An 18,509-nucleotide genomic window follows, 5' to 3' on the forward strand; every position below is an offset into this window, starting at 1 on the left:
GCGCTCGCCTCAGGTGTGCGCGTCTGCAACTACCTCGAACTCGAGGGCCAACTCGACCGCAGCGGAATCGGGACGGCCGTCGACCAGCAGCGGCGGGCGCTCGCCGACACCGAGGTCGAGGTCGTCACGTCGCCGTGGGCCGGCGGCTCCCTCCCCGGCGCCGTCGGCGGGACGCTGACCGGCCGCGGCGCCTTCGCCGACTTCGATCTCGCCCACTGCAACATGATCGGGCCGGGATCGGCCGCCGTCGCTCACTTCGCGAACCACCACGACATCCCGCTGGTCCTCCACTCCCACGTCACCGCAGAGGACTTCGCGGGCAGTTTCCGCGGCTCGAACCGGCTGGCGGACCCCCTGCGGCGGTACCTCCGGTGGTTCTACTCCCGGGCCGACCTCGTTTGCTGTCCGAGCCAGTACACGAAACGCGTCCTCGAATCCTACCCCGTCGACGCGCCCATCGAACCGATCAGCAACGGCGTCGACATCGACGCGCTGGCCGGCTACGAGGCTCGCCGCGAGGAGTACCGCGACCGCTTCGACCTCGACGGCATGGTCGTGTTCGCCGTCGGCAACGTCTTCGAGCGGAAGGGGCTGACCACCTTCTGTCGACTGGCCCAGGAGACCGACTACGAGTTCGCGTGGTTCGGCCCCTACGACTCGGGGCCACAGGCCTCCAGCACGGTCCGGAAGTGGACGACCGACCCCCCGGACAACGTCACGTTCACCGGCTGGGTCGACGACATCCGTGGTGCGTTCGGTGCCGGCGACGTCTATCTCTTTCCCACGAAGGCAGAGAACCAGGGGATCGCGGTGCTGGAGGCGATGGCCTGCCGGAAGGCGGTCGTCCTCCGTGACATTCCCGTCTTCGAGGAGTTCTACACCCACGGCGAGGACTGCCTGAAATGCGAGACCCGGGCGGAGTTCCGGGACGCCCTCGACGAACTCGCCGACGACCCCGACCTCCGGGAGCGGTTGGGCGAGAACGCCCGCGAGACGGCCGAAGAACACGGCCTGGACCGCGTCGGCGAGCGTCTGAGCGAGGTTTACCGGGACCTGCTCTCGGGCGGAACGGCGGGCCGGTGACCCCTGGAGCGTGGGCAGAACGTCGTGGTACTGGTCGCGCGCTCGCGAGTGGAGGACCCCGCCGCTTCCGGCCAGTTTGCGGCCTCCTCACGGACCACAATCCCTAAACGGGTCGGTGAACCAGGGGGAGGCAGATGCTCCCCAGTGCGGCCGTCTTCACGGACACGTACCTGCCGACGGTCAACGGCGTCACCTACACGATCCAGACGTGGTGCCAGCACTGGGCCGACCGCGGCGGCTCGATGTCCGTCGTCTACCCGGGCTCCGAGGACTACGAGCCGGGGTCGAACGAACACCCCGTCCCCAGTATCGACTTCCCGTGGTACGACGGCTATCACGCCGCACGCCCGTCGATCCCCGACGCCGTTGCCGAGGCTATTCCCGACGTGATTCACGCACACACTCCCTTCCTGATGGGGTTGGCCGGCCTCCACTGCGCCCGGAAGTACAACCGACCGCTCGTCGCCTCCTACCACACGCCAACGGCAGAGTACGCCGACTACATCGCCGAGGGGTGGCTCCGTCCGCCCGTCGAGCGTGCGGCCCGGGCCTACGAGAAGTGGTACATGAACCGCGCCGAGATGGTCGTCGTCCCGAGCGAGCCCGCACGGCACCACCTCCGCGAGATTGGCGTCCGCGCTCCCATCGAGGTCGTCCCGAACGGCGTCGACACCGACCGCTTCCGCCCCGTCGACACCGCCGACTTCCGCGAGAAGTACGACCTCGGCGACGGGCCCCTGGTCGGCTACACCGGTCGCCACGGCTACGAGAAGGACCTCGACCTGCTCGTCGAGGCCGCCGACGGACTCGACGCGACGGTCGTCTTCGGCGGCGACGGCCCCGCCCGCGAGTCACTGGAGGCCGCCGCCGCCGAAGTCGACGCGGACATCCGTTTTCTGGGCTTTCTGCCTCGCGAGGAACTGCCGGCCTTCTACGCCGCGCTAAATACCTTCGCGTTCCCCTCCTCCGTCGAGACGCAGGGCCTCGTCGCGCTGGAGGCGAACGCCTGCGGGACGCCCGTCGCGGCCGTCGACGCCGGCGCGCTCTCCGACACCGTCGAGAACGGCGTCACCGGCTACCGCGCCCCACCGGGCGACGCCGACGCCTTCCGGGCGGTCATCGAGCGGACCCTCGACGAGCGCGAGTCCCTCAGTGAGAACTGCCTCGACCGGCGCGAGCGGATCGACGCGAGCCACGCCATCGACAAACTCGCCGCGGTCTACGAGATGGTGACCTGAGCGGGAGACGCGCCGCTCGGCGTCGTTCGTCGCGGCCCGTGTGGCCGCGTGGCTCGGAAAAGGGATCGAGGACTAGGAGTTCTCGATAGCTTCGGCGATGCGTTCGAGGGTCCGTCGCACGTCGTGGACCTCGTCGCGCAGTTTCCGCATCTCACGGGTGAGTTCCTCGTTGCCGCCGGACTCCTCCTCGCCACGACCGCCCGGACCGCCGCCGGGGCCCATACCGCCGGGGCCGCCACCGCCGCCCGGACCCATGCCGCCGGGACCGCCGGGGCCGCCACCGCCGCCCATCATGCCGCCCATCATCTGGGCGAAGGGATTGCCGCCACCCATGCCGCCGGGGCCGCCACCGCCGCCCATCATCTCTTCGAGTTTCTCCTCGCGGGACATACCCTCGCCGTCGCCCTCGCCCTCGCCTTCCTCGGCGCGCTGCTGGCGGATCTCCTCGACGCGCTCGCGGAAGGACGTCCCTTCGCTCTCTCCTTCGTCGGCCTCGCTCTCGGCCTCGTTCGCCTGGTCTTCGGATTCGTCAGGTTCGTCTGCCATGGGGCGAGGTTCGGAGTCACGATGGAAAAGGGTTGTCGTGTCCCCTAACGCCGACGGCGGACGAGGACCGAGAGACCGGCACCGCAGGCAAAGAGGACCGCGAGGTTGAACGCAGACTGGAAGACCGGCTCGTAGTCCGGCGCGATCCAGATCGAGATCGCCCGCGACGCCGACATGTAGAACCGGACGACGGCGATCAGTGCGAGCAGGAGCAAGACCGCGAACGCCCCCCAGTAGAGGTACGTCGCGGGCGACCGCCCGTCGTCGAGGTCCAGGGCGCCGCCGTCGGCGCGGCCGCCGGACTCGGTCCGCTGTTTCCCCGCGCGGGTTCGTGGTTCGGTGTTCGGTTCGTCCGGTTCGTCGTCCGAGGACTCCGCGTCCGATGTCGTGTCGTTGGCATCAGTCATGTGACCCACCTCTGCGGGCGAGCAGAGCGAGCAGGAGCGCGGCGAGCGCGACACCGACGCCGAAGCCGGGGCCGGCCGCGGTCGTTCGCTCGGCCTCGTCCGGCCGCGGCCGGTCGCCCTCGTCGCCACCGCGGTCACGCTCGAACTCCTCGACCTGGAGGCCGACCTCGCGGCGCGTCTCGTTCACCGAGATAGTCTCCGTCGGGTTCAGGTTGGCCGCGGACGTGGCGGTCGCGACGATGGTCCCGTCCTTCCAGAGCACCGCGTCGAGGTAGTAGTTGTACTCGGACGGGACCGTCAGCGTCGTCGACGGCCGCGCAGTCTGTCCGGAGCCGATTTTGCCGACCCGAACCGTCCGCTCGGCTGCGACGATATTCGAGTCGGCCTGGCGCGCCTGGATTTCGAGGCGCACGTCCTCCGAGGGCTCGGCCCCGGCATTGGTGAGATACGTCGAGACGTTCATCGTCGCGCGGTCCTCGGTGGCGGACTGGACGGCGTACTGGATCGTCGGTACGCGGTCGACGCCAGTCTCGAATCGATGGAAGTCGACGGCCGATTCGGCGTACTCGGGAGTCAACGATTCGACGCCGCTGACGGTCGTTTGGCCTTCCGAGAGGCGCTCACCCTCGCGGTAGACGACGGCGACGAGGCGATAGCCACCCGCTCGGGGGACCGAGAGCGACGCCGGCACCGCCACCTCCCGCTCGCCGGTGACCGTGCCCACGTCGACGCGTTCGGTCGTCGCGACCAGCCCGGACTCGGTACTCACCGCGCGGAACTCCACGGTGACGTTCTCGGAGGGGCCGCCGCGGTGCTGGACGCGCGCTTCCACCTGGAGGGCGACGTTCTCGCCGCCGACCTGTCCGGCGGCGACGGACATCTCACGGAGGGACAGGGCGTCGCGGCGTACGTCCTCCGAGGGCTCGGCCACGGAGCCTGGCGCGAGGACCGCGACGAGTACGGTGACGAGGACCACGGCGACGGCGGCGGCACCGAGCGCCAGTTCGCGCTGCATAGAGACAGGTCACCAGCCCGAAGTAAATGTCTTGTGTGCAATACGTCGCGGCGTGAACGTTCCCCATCACCCGAAGGCACCGAGGCTGGACTGGAGTTCTCGGTCGGTCCCGCCCGCCGTGACCTCGTACCCGACCAGGTCGCGCATATCGACCGCGTACGTGCTTCCCCCGTTGTCGAGCACCAGCACCCGACCCTTGGTCCCGCGGACGGTCCCCGTCAGCACCGTCTCGGCGACCGGCCGGTCCGTCAGGTCGAGACCGTATTCGAAGTCGTCGGTCGAGAGCGGCTCGTAGTCCGCCAGGAAGTCGGCCCAGGCGTCGTCGTCGACCGCCCGGTGGAGCCCCGCGATCTTCGTCGGGACGCGCACCCGGTCCGTCACGTCGGTCGCGATCTCCGCCTCGATCTGCCTGGCGATGCGGCCGTCCGCGACGGTCCGCAGGTGGGCCGCACGGTCGGCGCCCTGCTCGCGCAGGCGCGTCTCCAGCCGCCAGGAACGCGTGACGCCGACCTTGAACGTCGCCGGGGCGAACGCCGCGAGATAGACCGCGTGCTCCTCCCGGCAGGAGGGGAGGGGCAGGTCACAGTCCCCGACACAGCGCGCACAGGCCCACCGGCTCCGGTGGTCGTCACAGTAGGGGGCTGTCGACCGGTCACAGGCGAAGTGACGGCCGTCCTCGACCGTCCCCGCACAGCGGCGCTCGCCGAGCGTGTACGCGAGGTCCGTGCCCGCCACGAGCGATTGGCTGTCGAGGCCGTCCGCGGTCGCGAGCCGGAGCGCCGACTCGTCGGCGGCGTCGTCCGCGCCGGTGTCGTAGCCGACGATCTGCACGCGCGCCGCTAGCGGCGACGGCGTCAAAGGCCTGCCGTTCCAGCGATTCCGGCACGGTCGGGTCGGCCCGCCGTGCGGACGGCCGGTGTGCCGGTCAGTGCTCGTCGAGCAGCACGCGCGTAGCCTTCCGAACCGCGTCGTCGCTGGACTGTTCGGGCTCCCAGCCCAGTGCCGAGAGTTTCTCGATGGAGAGGCGCATCCGCGGCACGTCGCCGACCCAGCCGCGGTCGCCGCCGGTGTACTCGTACTCCGGATCGAGCCCCATCTCGTCGCTCACGATATCGGCGATGGTCGTGACCGACGTGGTCGTGCGCGTCCCGAGGTTGTAGACGTTGAAATCGTCGGGGGCGTGTTCGACGACGTGACACATCGCGTCGATACACTCCTCGATGTGCATGTAGGACTTCTCCTGGCGGCCGTCGCCGAGGATTTCGAGCGTGTCGGGGTTCTCGCGAAGCTTGTGGATGAAATCGGGGATGACGGCACCCTTCTGGAGCCGTGGGCCGACGATGTTGGCGAAGCGGAACACCCACGCGGTCATGTCGTGGCTCTTCGCGTAAACGGAGATGAGTGACTCCTCCCCGAGTTTGCTCGCGCCGTAGATGCTGATGGGTTCGAGGGGCGCGAAGTCCTCCGGCGTCGGCCGCGGTGCCTCGCCGTAGACCGTCGAAGAGGACGTGAAAGCGATGTTGTCGACGCCGACCTCGTCCATCCGCTCGAGCACGTTCTCCGTCAGGTGGTTGTTGAACCGGTACTGCGCCACGTCGTCGCGAGCGGCGTTCTTGTCCGCCGCGAAGTGAAAGACCGCGTCGAGGTCAGCAGTGACGGCATCCTCGGCGACCGACGGGTCCGTGAGGTCGCCCTCGATGAGCGTCACGTCGTCCGGGAGCCATTCGGGGTCGCCGTTCGAGCAGTCGTCGACGACGCGGACCTCGTTGTCCGCCCGGAGACGCTCACAGAGGTGTGAGCCGACGAAGCCCGCACCACCCGTTACCAGCAACCGCTTCCCACTGAGTTCCATGCCGGTAACTGTCAGTGGTCTGTGCAAATACGTTCCGGTTGGCACATACGGCGGGGTTGGTCCCCCTCGGAGCGGTCGATGACAGGGATGTGATTAAGTACTCCCCCCAAATAGTCCGTCATATGAACCGCGGTCATGGCGCGGCCCAGCGCACGACGAGCCGGCGCGCGATGCTGGCGGGCGTCGCCGCAACCGCTGCTGCCGGCGTGGCCGGCTGTCTCCAGGACAACGGCCGGCTCCCGGCGCCAGTGCGTGGCGACCCGGACGCCGACGTGACGGTGATGGCGTTCGAGGACTTCGCGTGTCCCCACTGCCGGGACTACTCGCTGTCGGTCGTCCCGGAGCTTGCAGAGGAGTACTTCGAGCCCGGGGTCGTCCGCTACGAGTTCCACGACTTCCCGATTCCGGTCGCGGACCCGCTCTCCTGGCAGGCGGCCTGTGCGGCCCGAGAGGCCCAGAAACGCGGCGGCGACGGCACCTTCTGGGAGTACGAGCGGCTCCTCTTTCGCAATCAGTCCGAACTCGGCCCACCCACCTTCGAGGCGATCGGGAACGAACTCGACCTCGACGGCGATGCAGTCCGCGAGGCTGCGGTCGAAGAGGCCCACCGCGACACCGTCGAGGCCGACAGAGTGATGGGGCAAAACGAGGGCGTCGAGGGGACACCCGCGGTCTTCGTCGACGGCAAGGCCGTCGAGCCGACCGCTGACGCCATCGGGAGTGCCATCGAGGACGCCCGGTCGCAGTCGTAAGGGCGCACGGGCCACACGTCGCCGACCGTAACGACCTAACCGCGCGGGCGCCGTCTCCCTCGTATGCACTCCACCCCCGAGGTCGCGGTTCTCCGGCTCGGACACCGGCCGGGCCGCGACGAGCGGATGACGACTCACGTCGGCCTGACCGCGCGGGCGCTCGGCGCCGACCGGGTCGTCCTCGCCGGCGACGCGGCGGGCCGGGCCGACACCGTTTGCGACATCACCGACCGCTTCGGCGGCCCCTTCGAGACCGAGACCACCGACGAGTGGCGCCCGCTACTCCGGGACTGGGAGGGAGCCGTCGTCCACCTCACGATGTACGGCGAGGCGGTCCAGGACGTCGAAGCGGACATCCGCGAGCGCCACCGGGAGCGACGCGATCCCGTTCTGGTCGTCGTCGGCGCCGAGAAGGTTCCCTTCGAGGTGTACGAGCGCGCGGACTGGAACGTGGCCGTGACCAGCCAGCCACACTCCGAAATCGCGTCGCTCGCAGTCTTTCTCGACCGCCTGTTCGAGGGCCAGGAACTCGACCGCGAGTGGGAAGACGCCGAGAAGACGGTCGTCCCGCAGGCGACCGGCAAGAAGGTGGTCGATGCCGAGGGTGACAGCGACGCGGAGCGCTAAGCGGGCAGGAACAACCGGAACGGGCGGACGAACCGGGCGACGACCCGGCGGGTGTTGTCCCGGACGAACGCCCACGGGCCGACTTTCGACTCGTCGAGGACCCACGCGTCGCCCTCGCGGTGAACGGTTCCGCTCTGAGCCAGCAGGTCGAGCGTGTCGCGGACCCGCGATTCGGTCATATCACAGGCCTCGGCGAGTTCCGGGACGGTCTTCGGCTCCTCGGACAGTTCGTCGGCGAGCAGTGAGGACAGTTGCACGGAGAGCATCACGTCCCGGCCGTCGAGGTCATCGTCCGTCCCGGTCGGTCGGATACCGGATCGAAGGCTGTGAACGGCGTCGAGAACGATCCAGCCGCCGACAGCGCCACCGACGGCCGCGAGTACTTGATTGTCGCGAGCCACCGCCAGCGCACCGATAGCGAGGAGGACACCCCCGAGAGCGGCCCTAGCGTGCCGAGGGTCGATATCCCCGAACGCGCGCGAGAGGTCGGTGACCTCCGCGAGCAGGACGACCGTGGTGACGAACAGTGCCTGTAGCCAGGTCTGGTCGAAGCCGAACCGGAAGAGGGCGATCATACCGACGGCGAGCAGGAGGTACCGCGGGATGGACCCCTTCCGGAGGGAGGTGGGCAGGGCGGACCCCATACGGGGTGATGTCGGTCGTGGCCCCCCTAAGCTTTCGGTCGCCGATCAGGCACCGAAGGTCTGGACGCCGGTCTCGGCGACCGCGACGACCCGGCCGTCCGCGACGACGAGTTCGGGACCACCCCGGATCCGGACGGGTGCCGCGTTCCGGCGGTCACCGGTCGCGAGGTCGAGTTCGAGGAGGCGGTACGCGTCCCGTTCGTAGTCGAACTCGACGGTAAACACGGTGTCGCCGGCGACGACGGGGTTGGCGTAGGATGACCCCGTTTCGGCCGGCGGTGCGCGGTCCCACAGCAGGTCCCCGCTGGCGACATCGAAGGCCTTGACATGGTCGGAGTAGTCGCTGTAGACCTCCTCGCGGACGACCACTGTGTCGGCGGTGACGGCGCCGAACTCCGGGGTCGGCCGGGCGTACTCCTCGCCGTCGGCGCGGCCTCCCGGGACGTAGTGGTCGAACTCGACGGTCCACTGCACGGTGCCGGAGTCGGCGTCTAACGCGTGGAGGAAGCCGGCGAACCCAGAGACGTAGACCCGACCGTCGCGGTATCTGGGAGCCGTGTACGGCGTCCGGGGGAGCGACTGTCGCCAGTCGACCGACCAGTCGTCGCGGGCGAGCGCAATCAGGCCCTTGTCCGTGCCGTGGAACCGGTGGGTGTTCGACAGCGCCGGTCGGTGACGCGGGTCGACCTCGACCGTCGTCTCCCCGCAGGGGTCGCCGGACCGCGCGTCCATCGCGTAGACGGTGAACGAGTCCTCGCCGCGCCGGCGCAGGAAGACCTGCCCGTCGGCGACGAGCGGGACCGACCCGAAGGCGCCGGACTCGACCGTCTCCCGCCAGACCGTGCTCCCGTCGGCGAGCGCGACCGCCGCGACGCCGGCCTCGCTCCGGACGAACGCCAGGTCACCGGCGACGACGACGCCGTGCGGACTCGACCCACAGCAGAGTTCGGCCGTCCGCCAGCGCTCCTCGCCCGTCGCCAGCGAGAACGCACGGATGCGGCTGCGCGAGTTTACCTGCTCGTCGACCTCGGGGAGCAGGATGGTCCCGTTGGCGACCAGCGGGTGCCCGAAACGGGTTCGGTCGCGGTCGACGGTCCACGACGGGTCGAGACTCGCGGGTGCTACGTCCGCCGGCGCGTGGCCGGTGTTGGCGAGGTCGTAGCCCGGCATCGGCCAGCCGTCGTCGGGGACGGAGAGCGGAGGCGAGTCACAGTCCTCCCGGGCCGCGGCGAACGAGACATCGAACCCGGCGCCGGCGAACGCGCCGAGGCCCGTGCCCGCGACACCGCTAGCGCCGGCGGCCGCGAGCACCTGCCGGCGTGAGAACTCCTGGTCGGCGTTCCCGGTCCGTCCGTCGGCAGACGGCCGGCTCTCGGTGGCGGGGGGAGGGTCGTTCATGGGCGGCGTTTCGCCGACAGTCCGGCCGGGTGAAACTAATCCCTTGTGGCGTGTGCGGGGTCGCATCCGGTGGGTTTAAACGACTCACGCCCGGACCAACAGGCAATGGCTTTTGAGGAACTCCTGGAGGACCCGGTGATACAGAAGTACCTCCACGAGCTGGTCGGTCCGAAGGGGATGCCGGTCGCCGCCGCGCCGCCGGACGGCGAGGTGACCGACGAGGAGCTCGCCGAGGAGCTCGGGCTCGAACTCAACGACGTGCGACGGGCCCTGTTCATCCTCTACGAGAACGATCTGGCGAAATACCGACGGCTCCGCGACGAGGACTCCGGGTGGCTCACGTACCTGTGGACCTTCGAGTACGACAAGATCCCGGAGAAACTGGAAGAGGAGATGTATCGCCTGCTGGACGCCCTGGAGGAACGCGAGGAGTACGAGACGAACAACGAGTTCTACCTCTGTGAGGTGTGTGGCATCCGCTTCGAGTTCGACGAGGCGATGGACTTCGGGTTCGAGTGTCCGGAGTGTGGCTCGCCGGTCGACGCCATGGAGAACACGGGACTCGTCGACGCCATGGACGACCGCATCGCGGACCTCCGCGACGAACTGAACGTGGACCGAGAGACCGAAGCCTGATGGTCATCCTCGCTTCGAAAGTGTACGTCGAGGGCGACGCCCGCGACCGTACACTCGACGGCCTCCGGTCGATGGTCGCCGACGACGTGGGCGATCTGGACGTTGACTTCCAGATCGGATTGCGCGACGACGGGTTCCCCACCGTCACCGTCGACGGCCCTGACGCGACGGCGGCCCGGAACCTCCTCGAAGAGCGCTGGGGCGCGATCACGCCGACGTTCGAGGCCGGCGAAACCTACGTCGGGACGCTCGAATCCTGGGACGACGAGGGGTTCGTGCTGGACGCCGGCCAGCGCGTCCGGATTCCGGCCGCCGAAATCGGGCTGGGACAGGGGACGCCCACGCAGATTCGCCAGCGGTTCGGCCTGGTCCAGCACGTCCCGCTTCGGTTCGTGTGGGGCGATACGCCGCGGCTTGCCGACGACGAGCGCGACCGCCTCTACGACTGGCGGCGTGGCGAGGGTCGCGTGAACGTCAACAGCGCGACCCGGTCGGAGATACGGGCGACGGTCAACCGCGCCGGCCACGCCGACGACATCGTGACCGTCGAACGGCTCGGTCTGCTGGAGGGGAGCATCGTCTGCAAGGAGGGTACCGACCCGCCGGGACTGCTCGCCAGCATCGGCGAGTACCTCCCATCGGAACTGCTCGCAGTCGTTCCCTGAGATGAAACGAAGGCACCTCGCCGCCGGCGCGCTGCTCCTGGTCGTCGCCCTCGCCGGGTGTGGGTCCGTCCTCGGCCCGGGCGACCCCGATCCCGAGAAGATCAACCGTAACGTCACGTACGACTGGGAGACCGACCGGAACGTCAGTATCGTGCTGAACGGATCCGAGTACCGGTCGGTCTGGCGCGTCCACAACCAGTCCGAGATCGAGTTCTACGGCCGCGACGCGCTCGGCACCGAGAGCAACCTCGAACTCGAGGGCGTGAAGTTCCGGTTCCGCAACGGGACGGTGACGAACGTCTCCGCGGACAACATCACCTACCAGCGGAAGCGAACGACCGTCGAACTGCCGGCACGCTACGGGCAGATCGCGTTCGCCGAGCCCCGGCAGGGCAAACAGTTCGCGACGCCGACGTTCGTCGACGGCACCTACGAGGTGACGCTCCCGGAGGGTGCCCGCGTCGGACTGCCGATCCTCTCGCAGGTGCGCCCGCGGGGCTACGAGGCGGCCCGCGAGGACGGCCAGGTCACGCTCACCTGGGACGACGTCACCTCGCAGTCGCTCTCGATCAGATACTACCTGGCGCGTGACCTGCTGATATTCGGTGGCCTGTTCGCCCTCCTGGTCGTCGCGGGCGGGGGCGGAGCGCTCTACTACCTCCGGCAGATTCGTGCCCTCGAATCTCGGCGCGAGGAGGTGGGGCTCGACGTCGACACCGACGACGACGAGTTCGACGACGGCCCGCCGCCGGGGATGGGCTGAGGGGCGACGCAGGACCCCGCAGCGGCTCGTGCGGCTTCGGCGCTCGTAGCGCCCGCAATCACTAACAGCCCGCGTCCCCTCGAACGGGTCGATGCCCCTGCTGATCGACATCCGGAAACTGCGCGTCATCAACGTCCTGATGGAGAACGGCGCGGGGAACGTCGCGGAGTCGCTCGAATCGCTCGCCGGCGTCTCCGCGGACGTGGCCGTCAAGAGCCTCTCGATGGTCGATCCGGGGGACATTCCCGACGACATCGGGGACGAGTACCTCTACTCCGCGAGCGTCCAGCTCACCGAGCCACCCTACGGCTCCTTCATCATGACCTTCGGCCGGGAGACGGCGCGCAACATCGCCGCCCACATGACCGGCAACGAGGTCGAGGGCGAGCTCACGCAGTTTCACGAGAGCGCACTCCAGGAGATGTGTAACATCTTCACCTCGGGATTCATCGACGGGATCGCCAACACGCTCCGTCGGTCCATCGACATGGGAACGCCGGAACTGCAGTCGGGGCGCGGTCGCGACCTGATGACCGAGCACCTCTCGCACATCAGCCACGAGTCGCTGGCAGTCGTGCTTGACTCCCAGGTGGACGTGTCCGACCCGGATCGCGCCTTCCAGGTCCGCATCTTCCTGATTCCCGACCCCGGTGCCTTCGTCCACCTGCTCGACCACCTCGACATGGACGAGGTCCGGACGGCGGAGCCGGAACTGGACGCGTTCTGACCGGGCGGTCGGCGTGTGGCGACGACCGTCCCGGTCGACAGTTGTGGGACTTTTAGGCACCGAACGCGTACGGGGGGTATGCGCGTCGCGCTGGTCACGGTCGGGGACGAGTTGCTCTCGGGGGACACGGTCAACACGAACGCCGCGTGGCTCGGCGAACGCCTGGCCGACCGGGGCGTGACCATCGAGCGGACGACGGTCGTCCCCGACAGGGTCGGGGACATCGCCCGCGTCGTCAACGAGTACCGGGCGGACTACGACGCGGTGATCGTCACCGGCGGCCTCGGCCCGACCCACGACGACGTGACGATGGCCGGCGTCGCAGCCGCGTTCGGCCGCGAGCTTGTCCGGAGCGAAGCCGTCCTCGAGTGGCTCGAATCCGAAGGGGGATACGCCCGCGAGGACCTCACCGAGGGGACCGCACACATCCCGGAGGGCGCGGACCCGCTACACAACGAGGCGGGCGTCGCTCCCGGCTGTGTGCTGGACTCGGTGTACGTCCTCCCCGGCGTTCCCGACGAGATGAAGGCGATGTTCGAGGGAATCGCGGACCGGTTCGAGGGGACCAGACGGTACACGGAGACGGTCGCGGTCGACGAACCGGAGAGCGCGATGCTCGACCGACTGCGGGACCTGCGCGAGGAGTTCGGCGTCAAGGTGGGGAGCTATCCCGGCGAGACCGTCCGAATCAAGGTAGAGGGGACCGACGAGTCGGTCGTCGCGGACGCGGCGGCGTGGCTCCGGGAACGAGTCGAAGCGCCCGAAGAGTGACGCTTCAGCGGTAGAAGTAGGCGATCCAGGCGGCGACGAGGATCAGGCTGACCAGCCCGATCAGCGCGCCGGCGTTGTTGATGACGCCCGTCTGCACACCTGCACCGGTCGCGTTGCCCGCTGCCTCGGCGAGTACGACGCTCATACACCGGCGTTCCCCCCGCTGTGGCATAAGCGTCCCGGACTGCGCTCGCGAGCGCTCCGCCGGTCCCGCCACACGGCGGTCCCGGACGGCTTTTGAGTGTGCCGCGAGTACCACCGACCAATGCGAACGGTCGGGGTCGTCGTCAATCCAATCGCCGGGATGGGCGGTCGCGTCGGACTCAAAGGTACCGACGGGAAAGTCGAGGAGGCCCGCGCCCGCGGTGCGGAACCGCGAGCGCCCGAGCGGGCAGTGACAGCGCTTCGGCGCGTCCACGAACTCGCGCCCGAAACCGGAGTTCTCGCGTACGGCGGCCGGATGGGTGCCGAGGAGGCACGCGAGGCGGGGTTCGAGCCGACGGTCGTCGGCGGCCCCGACAGCGGCGAGACGACGGCTGCGGACACGCGCGCGGCGGTTCGTGCGTTCGTCGACCGCGGCGTGGACGTGATCCTCTTCGTCGGCGGGGACGGAACGGCCGTTGACGTGACCGAGACGCTCGACGAACTCGACGACGAAACGCCCGTCATCGGCGTCCCCGCGGGCGTGAAGGTCTACTCGGAAGTGTTCGGCGTCACGCCGCGGGCCGCGGGCGGCATCGCAGTGCGGTTCGAGGAGACCGAACGCGCCGAGGTCAACGACATCGACGAGGACCAGTACCGCGAGGGGGAGGTCCACACCGAACTCCGGGGGGTCGTGAACGTCCCCGTGGCCGACGAACGCCAGTCGAGCAAGCAGTTGGGCGGGGGCACCGTCGAGAGCCTCGCGGAGGGCGTCGCCCGCGAGGCCCGTGACGGTGTGACGTACGTCCTCGGGCCGGGGAGCACCGTCGGGGCGGTCAAGGAGGCGCTGGGCTTTTCGGGGACCGCGCTGGGCGTCGACGTGTGGCGCGACGGCGAGGTCCTGGTCGCGGACGCAGCGGAATCGGACATCCTGGCGGCGCTCGGCGACGAGAACGTCATCGTCGTCTCGCCCATCGGCGGCCAGGGGTTCGTCTTCGGCCGCGGGAACCAGCAGCTCTCCCCGGCGGTCGTTCGCCAGTGCGAGGTCGAGGTCGTGGCCTCGAAGCGGAAGCTCGACGACCTGGGGACGCTCCGGGTCGATACAGGCGACCCCGACCTGGACGAGGAACTGCGTGGCTGGCTCCAGGTACGGGTCGGCCGCTACGAGCGCCGACTGATGAAAGTGGTCTGAGGGGCTGGGACGTGACCGGGGGACCGGCCGCGTGGGGCGGTTATCTGACGAACGTGGTATAATATTCTCACGCAAGTTATATGGTGTATAGACAGGATTAAGGGAGCGCGAGTCTGAAAAAGGGCATATGGAAACCCGGAAGGTGCAACGACTCGGTCCGTCGACGCTCGCGATGACCCTTCCCGCGGAGTGGGCCTCCGAGCACAACGTCGAGAAAGGAGACGAAGTGTCGCTACGGATCGGCGGCAAAGGGACGCTGACGGTGATGCCCGAATCGGTACAGACCGAAGAGTCCGAAGCGATCATCTACGCGGAGGACCTCGATGCGGCTTCGGTCGAGCGCGCCATCGTCGCACAGTACGTCCTCGGCCGGCGCATTATCCACGTCGAGGCCGGCGAGGACGGGACGCTCAAGAGCGAACACATCAACGCCGTCTACAACGCGGAGACGCAGTTGATGGGTCTGGGGGTCATCGAGGAGACGCCCGAGCGCATCGCCATCCGCTGTTCGGTCGACCCCGAGGACTTCACGCTCGACAACCTGCTCGAACGCCTCGAATCGACCGGGTCGACGATGCGCAACGAGGCCGTGAAGGCGCTGGCCCACGGCAATCCCGACCTCGCACAGCGCGCACTCAACCGGGAGCGACAGGCCAACAAGATATTCGTTCTCCTCCTGCGACTGATCTTCACCGCCTACCAGAACCCGAACCTCGCGCGGGCCGTCGGACTGGACAACGGCTTCCCGCTCATCGGCTACCGCTCCATCGCGAAGAACCTCGAACTGACCGCCGACAACGCCGAGGACATCGCCGAGATCGTCCTCGAAACCGAGGGCCACACCCTGAACGTGGAGTCCTCGACGATGCGGCGCATCCGCGAGTTCACGGACCAGGTCAACGAGATCACCGAGATGGCGGTCGAAGCGGCGGTCGAGCGGGACTACGACACCGCCATCGCCGTCCGCGAGAAGTTCGCGGAGATCGGCGACACCGAACAGGAGATCCTCAGCGACCTCCCCGAGATGGAAAACGAGGAACTGCTCCGTGTCCGCGAGGTACTGGTCAGCCTCCAGCAGACCGCACAGTACGCGGTCCGCAACGCCGAGATCGCGACGAACCTCGCGCTCAACGAGGAGTCCGTCCACACGGAGATCCAGTAGCTCACGGAGACAGCGGCACTGCGCCGGGCGAGCGGCCATCGCCGCGGCGCGAGAACTGCGGTACCGGTCGGACCCGGGTCAGTCGGCAGCGGCCGGGTCCACGTCCCCCTCGGCGCCCGCGCCGCCGTCGGTCTTTTCGACCGTGAGCGGGTTGCGGCGCGCGATGGTACAGTCGAAGGCCGGATGTTCCGCGAAGTGCCGGACGAGCATGTGCCGGCGCGAACCGGTGATCCCCGTCCGACTGACCTCGTCCGCGGTGAACTCATCCGGGAGGCGCTCGAACAGGCGTTGCACCTGCTCGAAGTCGTCGAACACCTTGGTGTTTCCCGCCGAGTCGGCACTGCGGCGTGAGACGACGTACTTGCCGTCTTCACGGTGCTCCCCGGCCGTGTGCAGGAACTCGCGCTTGTGGGTCATCGCGTCGCCCAGCGCGTCCTGCAGGTCACGTGCCTGCTCGCGGGACAGCGATACCGTCCGTCCGTCGATTGTTACTTCGATCGATTCTCCGTTCGTCATTACCCTCACCCCAGATGCGTTGTTGTTGTTCCCCTCAGAGGGGAAGAACGCGATCAGGAGCGCGACCACTCCGTGTCATGCAACCCCACGTTCCGGACCCCGCACTTTAACCCTACTTCCGGACTGAGAGGGTGCTTTAAGTCAGGGCAGAAATTGCCGGTGTTCGATCCACCCTGCCGGTCGACGAAACGAAGTCGTCCGGCAATCATCCGATGAGGCCGGCGTCGTCGGTCCGGGTCGGTCGGTCCGGGCCGAGCGGCCCGTCGGTTGGGGTGTCGGTGGGCGTCGGGGTGGGCACCGGGATGGGCGTCGGCGTCCCGGTCGTCGAATCGCGCTCGTCGGTCGTGGTCCCGTCCGGGGTTTCCGCATCACCGGTTCCGTGTCCCCATCGCCGGAACCGTCAACGGAGGCGTTCGCCTCGTTTTCTGTACCGAAGACATCCGTCTCGACGCGCTCCTCGTAATCGAGGGATTCGACGGGGAGTTCGATCTCGCCGACGGTCCGGTCGGTTCGAATGAACTAAGTAGGCAGTGTGGATAGCGTGGGCCAATGGCAGACACCGCTTCGTGGACGGACAAGTCGCTCGGTCTCGGGTTGCTGTTCGGGCTCCTCGGCGTCGCGGGCGCGGTCGTCATGTACGTCGCCGCGGCCGACCAGTTGACCGCGGGCTGGGGTTTCGCCCTCGCCATGCTGTTCGGCGGGCTCTCGGTCGCGGCCATCCACGCCTTTTCGTGATCGGCCACCGACCGCCGCGGGGGACCGACGGACAGTCGAGTCGTTAGATTTGCCATAAACGAACCGTTTTAACTTCGGACCACCTATGACAACTATGGCCGATTTCAGTGAAGAGGAGGAGCGGATTCTCGACCACCTCCGGGACCAGGTCGCCGGGGACGAGGCGTACGTCCGCGCGCGAAATATCGCCGAACAGATCGGGCTCTCGGCAAAACAGGTCGGCGCCCGCCTGCCCCGACTGGCCGAGAAATCCGACGACGTCGAGATCGAGAAGTGGGGCCGCGCCCGGTCGACGACCTGGCGCGTGACGCGCAGTTGACGCGCGCTGCGCGCGTCGAACCGAGCCGGACGCTTTTTTGATGCGGGTCACGAAGGGGTAGATATGACAGTCCGGGTCGAGCGGACGTTCGAGTTGCCGGCCGAGCCCGACCGCGTGTGGGCGTTCATCGCGGACCCGGAGAAACGAGCCCGCCCCATCAGCGTCGTGGACGACTTCGAACAACACGACGAGCACTCTGCCACCTGGTTCGTCAAGCTCCCCATCCCCGTCATCAACCGCCACGTCAAGGTCGAGACCGAGGACATCGAGTTCGAGCCGCCGACCCACGTGAAGTTCGTCGGGAAGTCCAAGGTGATGCGCGTCGTCGGCGAGCACACCCTCGAAGCCGTCGACGGCGGGACGCGCGTGACCAACAGTTTCGTCGTCGACGGCAAGCTCCCGGGCGTCGAGCGGTTCTTCAAGCGCAACATGGACGCCGAACTCAAGAACGTCGAGAACGCGATGCTCGAAGACCTCGGCCTCGAAGCCCGATGAAGCTCGCGCTCGCACAGCTCTCGATTGCGCCCGCCGACGTGGAGGCGAACGTCGACCGGGCAGTCGACGCCATCACCCGAGCCGCCGCGGATGGCGCCGACCTCGTTGCCCTCCCCGAGTTGTTCACGGTCGGCTACTTCGCGTTCGACGCCTACGCCCGGACCGCAGAGCCGCTCGGCGGGCCGACGCTCCGCCGGATCGCGGATGCGGCCGCCGAGCACGGCGTCGCCGTCGTCGCCGGGAGCATCGTCGAGGACCTCGACGCCACGGCCACGGAGACGGACACGGACGTGCCGGCAGAGGGGGGACTCGCCAACACGAGCGTCGTCTTCGGCCCGAGCGGCGACCGGTTGGCGGTGTACCGGAAGCGACACCTGTTCGGCTACGACTCCGCCGAAGCGGAGCTACTGACGCCCGGGGACTCACCCGGCCTTTTCGAGTTCGGGGGGTTCACCGTGGGGGTGACGACCTGTTACGACCTGCGGTTCCCCGAGCAGTACCGGCGGCTGGTCGATGCGGGCGCGACCCTCGTGGTCGTGCCGAGCGCCTGGCCGTACCCGCGAGTCGAACACTGGACCCTGCTCCCGCGTGCGCGGGCCGTGGAGAACCAGTGTTACGTCGCGACGGTCAACGGGAGCGGGGCGTTCGACGAAGCGACGTTGCTCGGGCGGTCGACGGCCTACGACCCGTGGGGGACGGTCCTGGCGAGTTCCGGCGACGATCCGGCGCTGGTCACCGCGACGGCCGACCCCGAGCGCGTGACCGAAGTGCGGGAGACGTTCCCCGCGCTGGCGGACAGACGCTCGTAGAACCCGAATGTTCCGA

General features: G+C 68.5%; 24 protein-coding genes. 15 read left to right on the forward strand and 9 right to left on the reverse strand.

Annotated features, from left to right (window positions below):
- Window positions 1–15: 15 nt before the first annotated feature.
- Both MUG96_RS12860 and MUG96_RS12865 read left to right on the forward strand, forming a co-directional pair.
- Window positions 16–1,083 (forward strand): glycosyltransferase family 4 protein, encoded by a 1,068-nt coding sequence (locus MUG96_RS12860; RefSeq protein ID WP_246983362.1) that lies wholly within the window; start codon window positions 16–18, stop codon window positions 1,081–1,083.
- Window positions 1,084–1,217: 134 nt separating this feature from the next.
- Window positions 1,218–2,321 (forward strand): glycosyltransferase, encoded by a 1,104-nt coding sequence (locus MUG96_RS12865; RefSeq protein ID WP_246983363.1) that lies wholly within the window; start codon window positions 1,218–1,220, stop codon window positions 2,319–2,321.
- 72 nt (window positions 2,322–2,393) lie between these two features.
- Here MUG96_RS12865 and MUG96_RS12870 read toward each other — a convergent pair whose 3' ends face one another.
- The 5 genes from MUG96_RS12870 to MUG96_RS12890 all read right to left on the reverse strand — a co-directional run bounded on the left by MUG96_RS12870 (window position 2,394) and on the right by MUG96_RS12890 (window position 6,141).
- The gene (locus tag MUG96_RS12870) at window positions 2,394–2,867 is read right to left on the reverse strand and encodes a hypothetical protein (protein WP_246983364.1); all 474 of its coding nucleotides are present in this window, start codon (window positions 2,865–2,867) and stop codon (window positions 2,394–2,396) included.
- 44 nt (window positions 2,868–2,911) lie between these two features.
- Entirely contained in the window at window positions 2,912–3,274 is a 363-nt protein-coding gene (locus MUG96_RS12875) for a DUF8060 family membrane protein (RefSeq protein ID WP_246983365.1), read from the reverse strand.
- Entirely contained in the window at window positions 3,267–4,289 is a 1,023-nt protein-coding gene (locus MUG96_RS12880; RefSeq protein ID WP_246983366.1) for a DUF7490 domain-containing protein, read from the reverse strand. Before MUG96_RS12880 ends, MUG96_RS12875 begins: the two co-directional genes overlap by 8 nt.
- A gap of 66 nt (window positions 4,290–4,355) precedes the next feature.
- The gene (locus MUG96_RS12885; RefSeq protein ID WP_246983367.1) at window positions 4,356–5,120 is read right to left on the reverse strand and encodes a DUF2797 domain-containing protein; all 765 of its coding nucleotides are present in this window, start codon (window positions 5,118–5,120) and stop codon (window positions 4,356–4,358) included.
- A 94-nt stretch (window positions 5,121–5,214) separates the two neighbouring features.
- Window positions 5,215–6,141, reverse strand: coding sequence for an NAD-dependent epimerase/dehydratase family protein (locus MUG96_RS12890; RefSeq protein ID WP_246983368.1), 927 nt, complete (start codon window positions 6,139–6,141; stop codon window positions 5,215–5,217).
- 122 nt (window positions 6,142–6,263) lie between these two features.
- On the opposite strand from MUG96_RS12890, the gene MUG96_RS12895 reads away from it, so the two are divergent.
- On the forward strand, window positions 6,264–6,893 hold the full coding sequence (locus MUG96_RS12895; RefSeq protein WP_246983370.1) for a DsbA family protein: 630 nt from the start codon (window positions 6,264–6,266) through the stop codon (window positions 6,891–6,893).
- A gap of 63 nt (window positions 6,894–6,956) precedes the next feature.
- On the forward strand, window positions 6,957–7,520 hold the full coding sequence (locus MUG96_RS12900) for a tRNA (cytidine(56)-2'-O)-methyltransferase (RefSeq protein ID WP_246983372.1): 564 nt from the start codon (window positions 6,957–6,959) through the stop codon (window positions 7,518–7,520).
- Here the strand turns inward: MUG96_RS12900 and MUG96_RS12905 are convergent.
- Both MUG96_RS12905 and MUG96_RS12910 read right to left on the reverse strand, forming a co-directional pair.
- On the reverse strand, window positions 7,517–8,164 hold the full coding sequence (locus MUG96_RS12905) for a hypothetical protein (RefSeq protein WP_246983374.1): 648 nt from the start codon (window positions 8,162–8,164) through the stop codon (window positions 7,517–7,519). The genes MUG96_RS12900 and MUG96_RS12905 overlap by 4 nt on opposite strands.
- A gap of 45 nt (window positions 8,165–8,209) precedes the next feature.
- Complete coding sequence (locus MUG96_RS12910; RefSeq protein ID WP_246983376.1) at window positions 8,210–9,562, reverse strand: PQQ-binding-like beta-propeller repeat protein; 1,353 nt, start codon at window positions 9,560–9,562, stop codon at window positions 8,210–8,212.
- Between the two features lie 105 nt (window positions 9,563–9,667).
- Here MUG96_RS12910 and tfe point away from each other — a divergent pair, with 105 nt between their 5' ends.
- The 5 genes from tfe (at window position 9,668) to MUG96_RS12935 (ending at window position 13,124) form a co-directional block, all read left to right on the forward strand.
- Window positions 9,668–10,198 (forward strand): transcription factor E, encoded by a 531-nt coding sequence (gene tfe, locus MUG96_RS12915; protein WP_246983378.1) that lies wholly within the window; start codon window positions 9,668–9,670, stop codon window positions 10,196–10,198.
- Entirely contained in the window at window positions 10,198–10,863 is a 666-nt protein-coding gene (locus MUG96_RS12920; protein ID WP_246983379.1) for a DUF2110 family protein, read from the forward strand. Before tfe ends, MUG96_RS12920 begins: the two co-directional genes overlap by 1 nt.
- Before the next feature lies 1 nt (window position 10,864).
- Complete coding sequence (locus MUG96_RS12925) at window positions 10,865–11,626, forward strand: DUF5803 family protein (RefSeq protein ID WP_246983382.1); 762 nt, start codon at window positions 10,865–10,867, stop codon at window positions 11,624–11,626.
- 91 nt (window positions 11,627–11,717) lie between these two features.
- Window positions 11,718–12,353 (forward strand): chemotaxis protein CheC, encoded by a 636-nt coding sequence (locus tag MUG96_RS12930; RefSeq protein ID WP_246983383.1) that lies wholly within the window; start codon window positions 11,718–11,720, stop codon window positions 12,351–12,353.
- 78 nt (window positions 12,354–12,431) lie between these two features.
- Window positions 12,432–13,124, forward strand: a complete 693-nt coding sequence (locus tag MUG96_RS12935; protein ID WP_246983385.1) for a competence/damage-inducible protein A — start codon at window positions 12,432–12,434, stop codon at window positions 13,122–13,124.
- A 4-nt stretch (window positions 13,125–13,128) separates the two neighbouring features.
- Here the strand turns inward: MUG96_RS12935 and MUG96_RS12940 are convergent, their stop codons facing one another.
- Window positions 13,129–13,269, reverse strand: a complete 141-nt coding sequence (locus MUG96_RS12940; RefSeq protein WP_246983386.1) for a hypothetical protein — start codon at window positions 13,267–13,269, stop codon at window positions 13,129–13,131.
- Window positions 13,270–13,389: 120 nt separating this feature from the next.
- Here MUG96_RS12940 and MUG96_RS12945 point away from each other — a divergent pair, with 120 nt between their 5' ends.
- On the forward strand, window positions 13,390–14,457 hold the full coding sequence (locus tag MUG96_RS12945) for an ATP-NAD kinase family protein (protein WP_246983388.1): 1,068 nt from the start codon (window positions 13,390–13,392) through the stop codon (window positions 14,455–14,457).
- A gap of 127 nt (window positions 14,458–14,584) precedes the next feature.
- The gene (locus MUG96_RS12950; RefSeq protein ID WP_246983390.1) at window positions 14,585–15,619 is read left to right on the forward strand and encodes a phosphate signaling complex PhoU family protein; all 1,035 of its coding nucleotides are present in this window, start codon (window positions 14,585–14,587) and stop codon (window positions 15,617–15,619) included.
- A 78-nt stretch (window positions 15,620–15,697) separates the two neighbouring features.
- Here MUG96_RS12950 and MUG96_RS12955 read toward each other — a convergent pair whose 3' ends face one another.
- Window positions 15,698–16,135: a DUF7528 family protein gene (locus MUG96_RS12955; RefSeq protein ID WP_246983391.1), complete on the reverse strand. Its 438-nt coding sequence runs from the start codon at window positions 16,133–16,135 to the stop codon at window positions 15,698–15,700.
- Between the two features lie 549 nt (window positions 16,136–16,684).
- Here MUG96_RS12955 and MUG96_RS12960 point away from each other — a divergent pair.
- From MUG96_RS12960 to MUG96_RS12975, 4 genes are all read left to right on the forward strand, one after another.
- Entirely contained in the window at window positions 16,685–16,870 is a 186-nt protein-coding gene (locus MUG96_RS12960) for a DUF7525 family protein (RefSeq protein WP_246983394.1), read from the forward strand.
- A 94-nt stretch (window positions 16,871–16,964) separates the two neighbouring features.
- A complete protein-coding gene (locus MUG96_RS12965) occupies window positions 16,965–17,189 on the forward strand; it encodes a DUF7123 family protein (RefSeq protein WP_246983396.1) in 225 nt (74 codons plus the stop codon).
- A gap of 63 nt (window positions 17,190–17,252) precedes the next feature.
- Window positions 17,253–17,684, forward strand: coding sequence for an SRPBCC family protein (locus MUG96_RS12970; protein WP_246983398.1), 432 nt, complete (start codon window positions 17,253–17,255; stop codon window positions 17,682–17,684).
- Window positions 17,681–18,493: a carbon-nitrogen family hydrolase gene (locus MUG96_RS12975; RefSeq protein WP_246983399.1), complete on the forward strand. Its 813-nt coding sequence runs from the start codon at window positions 17,681–17,683 to the stop codon at window positions 18,491–18,493. The genes MUG96_RS12970 and MUG96_RS12975 overlap by 4 nt, the downstream gene beginning before the upstream one ends.
- The last annotated feature ends 16 nt before the right edge of the window (window positions 18,494–18,509 follow it).

This window comes from Halorientalis marina (assembly GCF_023028345.1).
GTDB lineage: Archaea > Halobacteriota > Halobacteria > Halobacteriales > Haloarculaceae > Halorientalis > Halorientalis marina.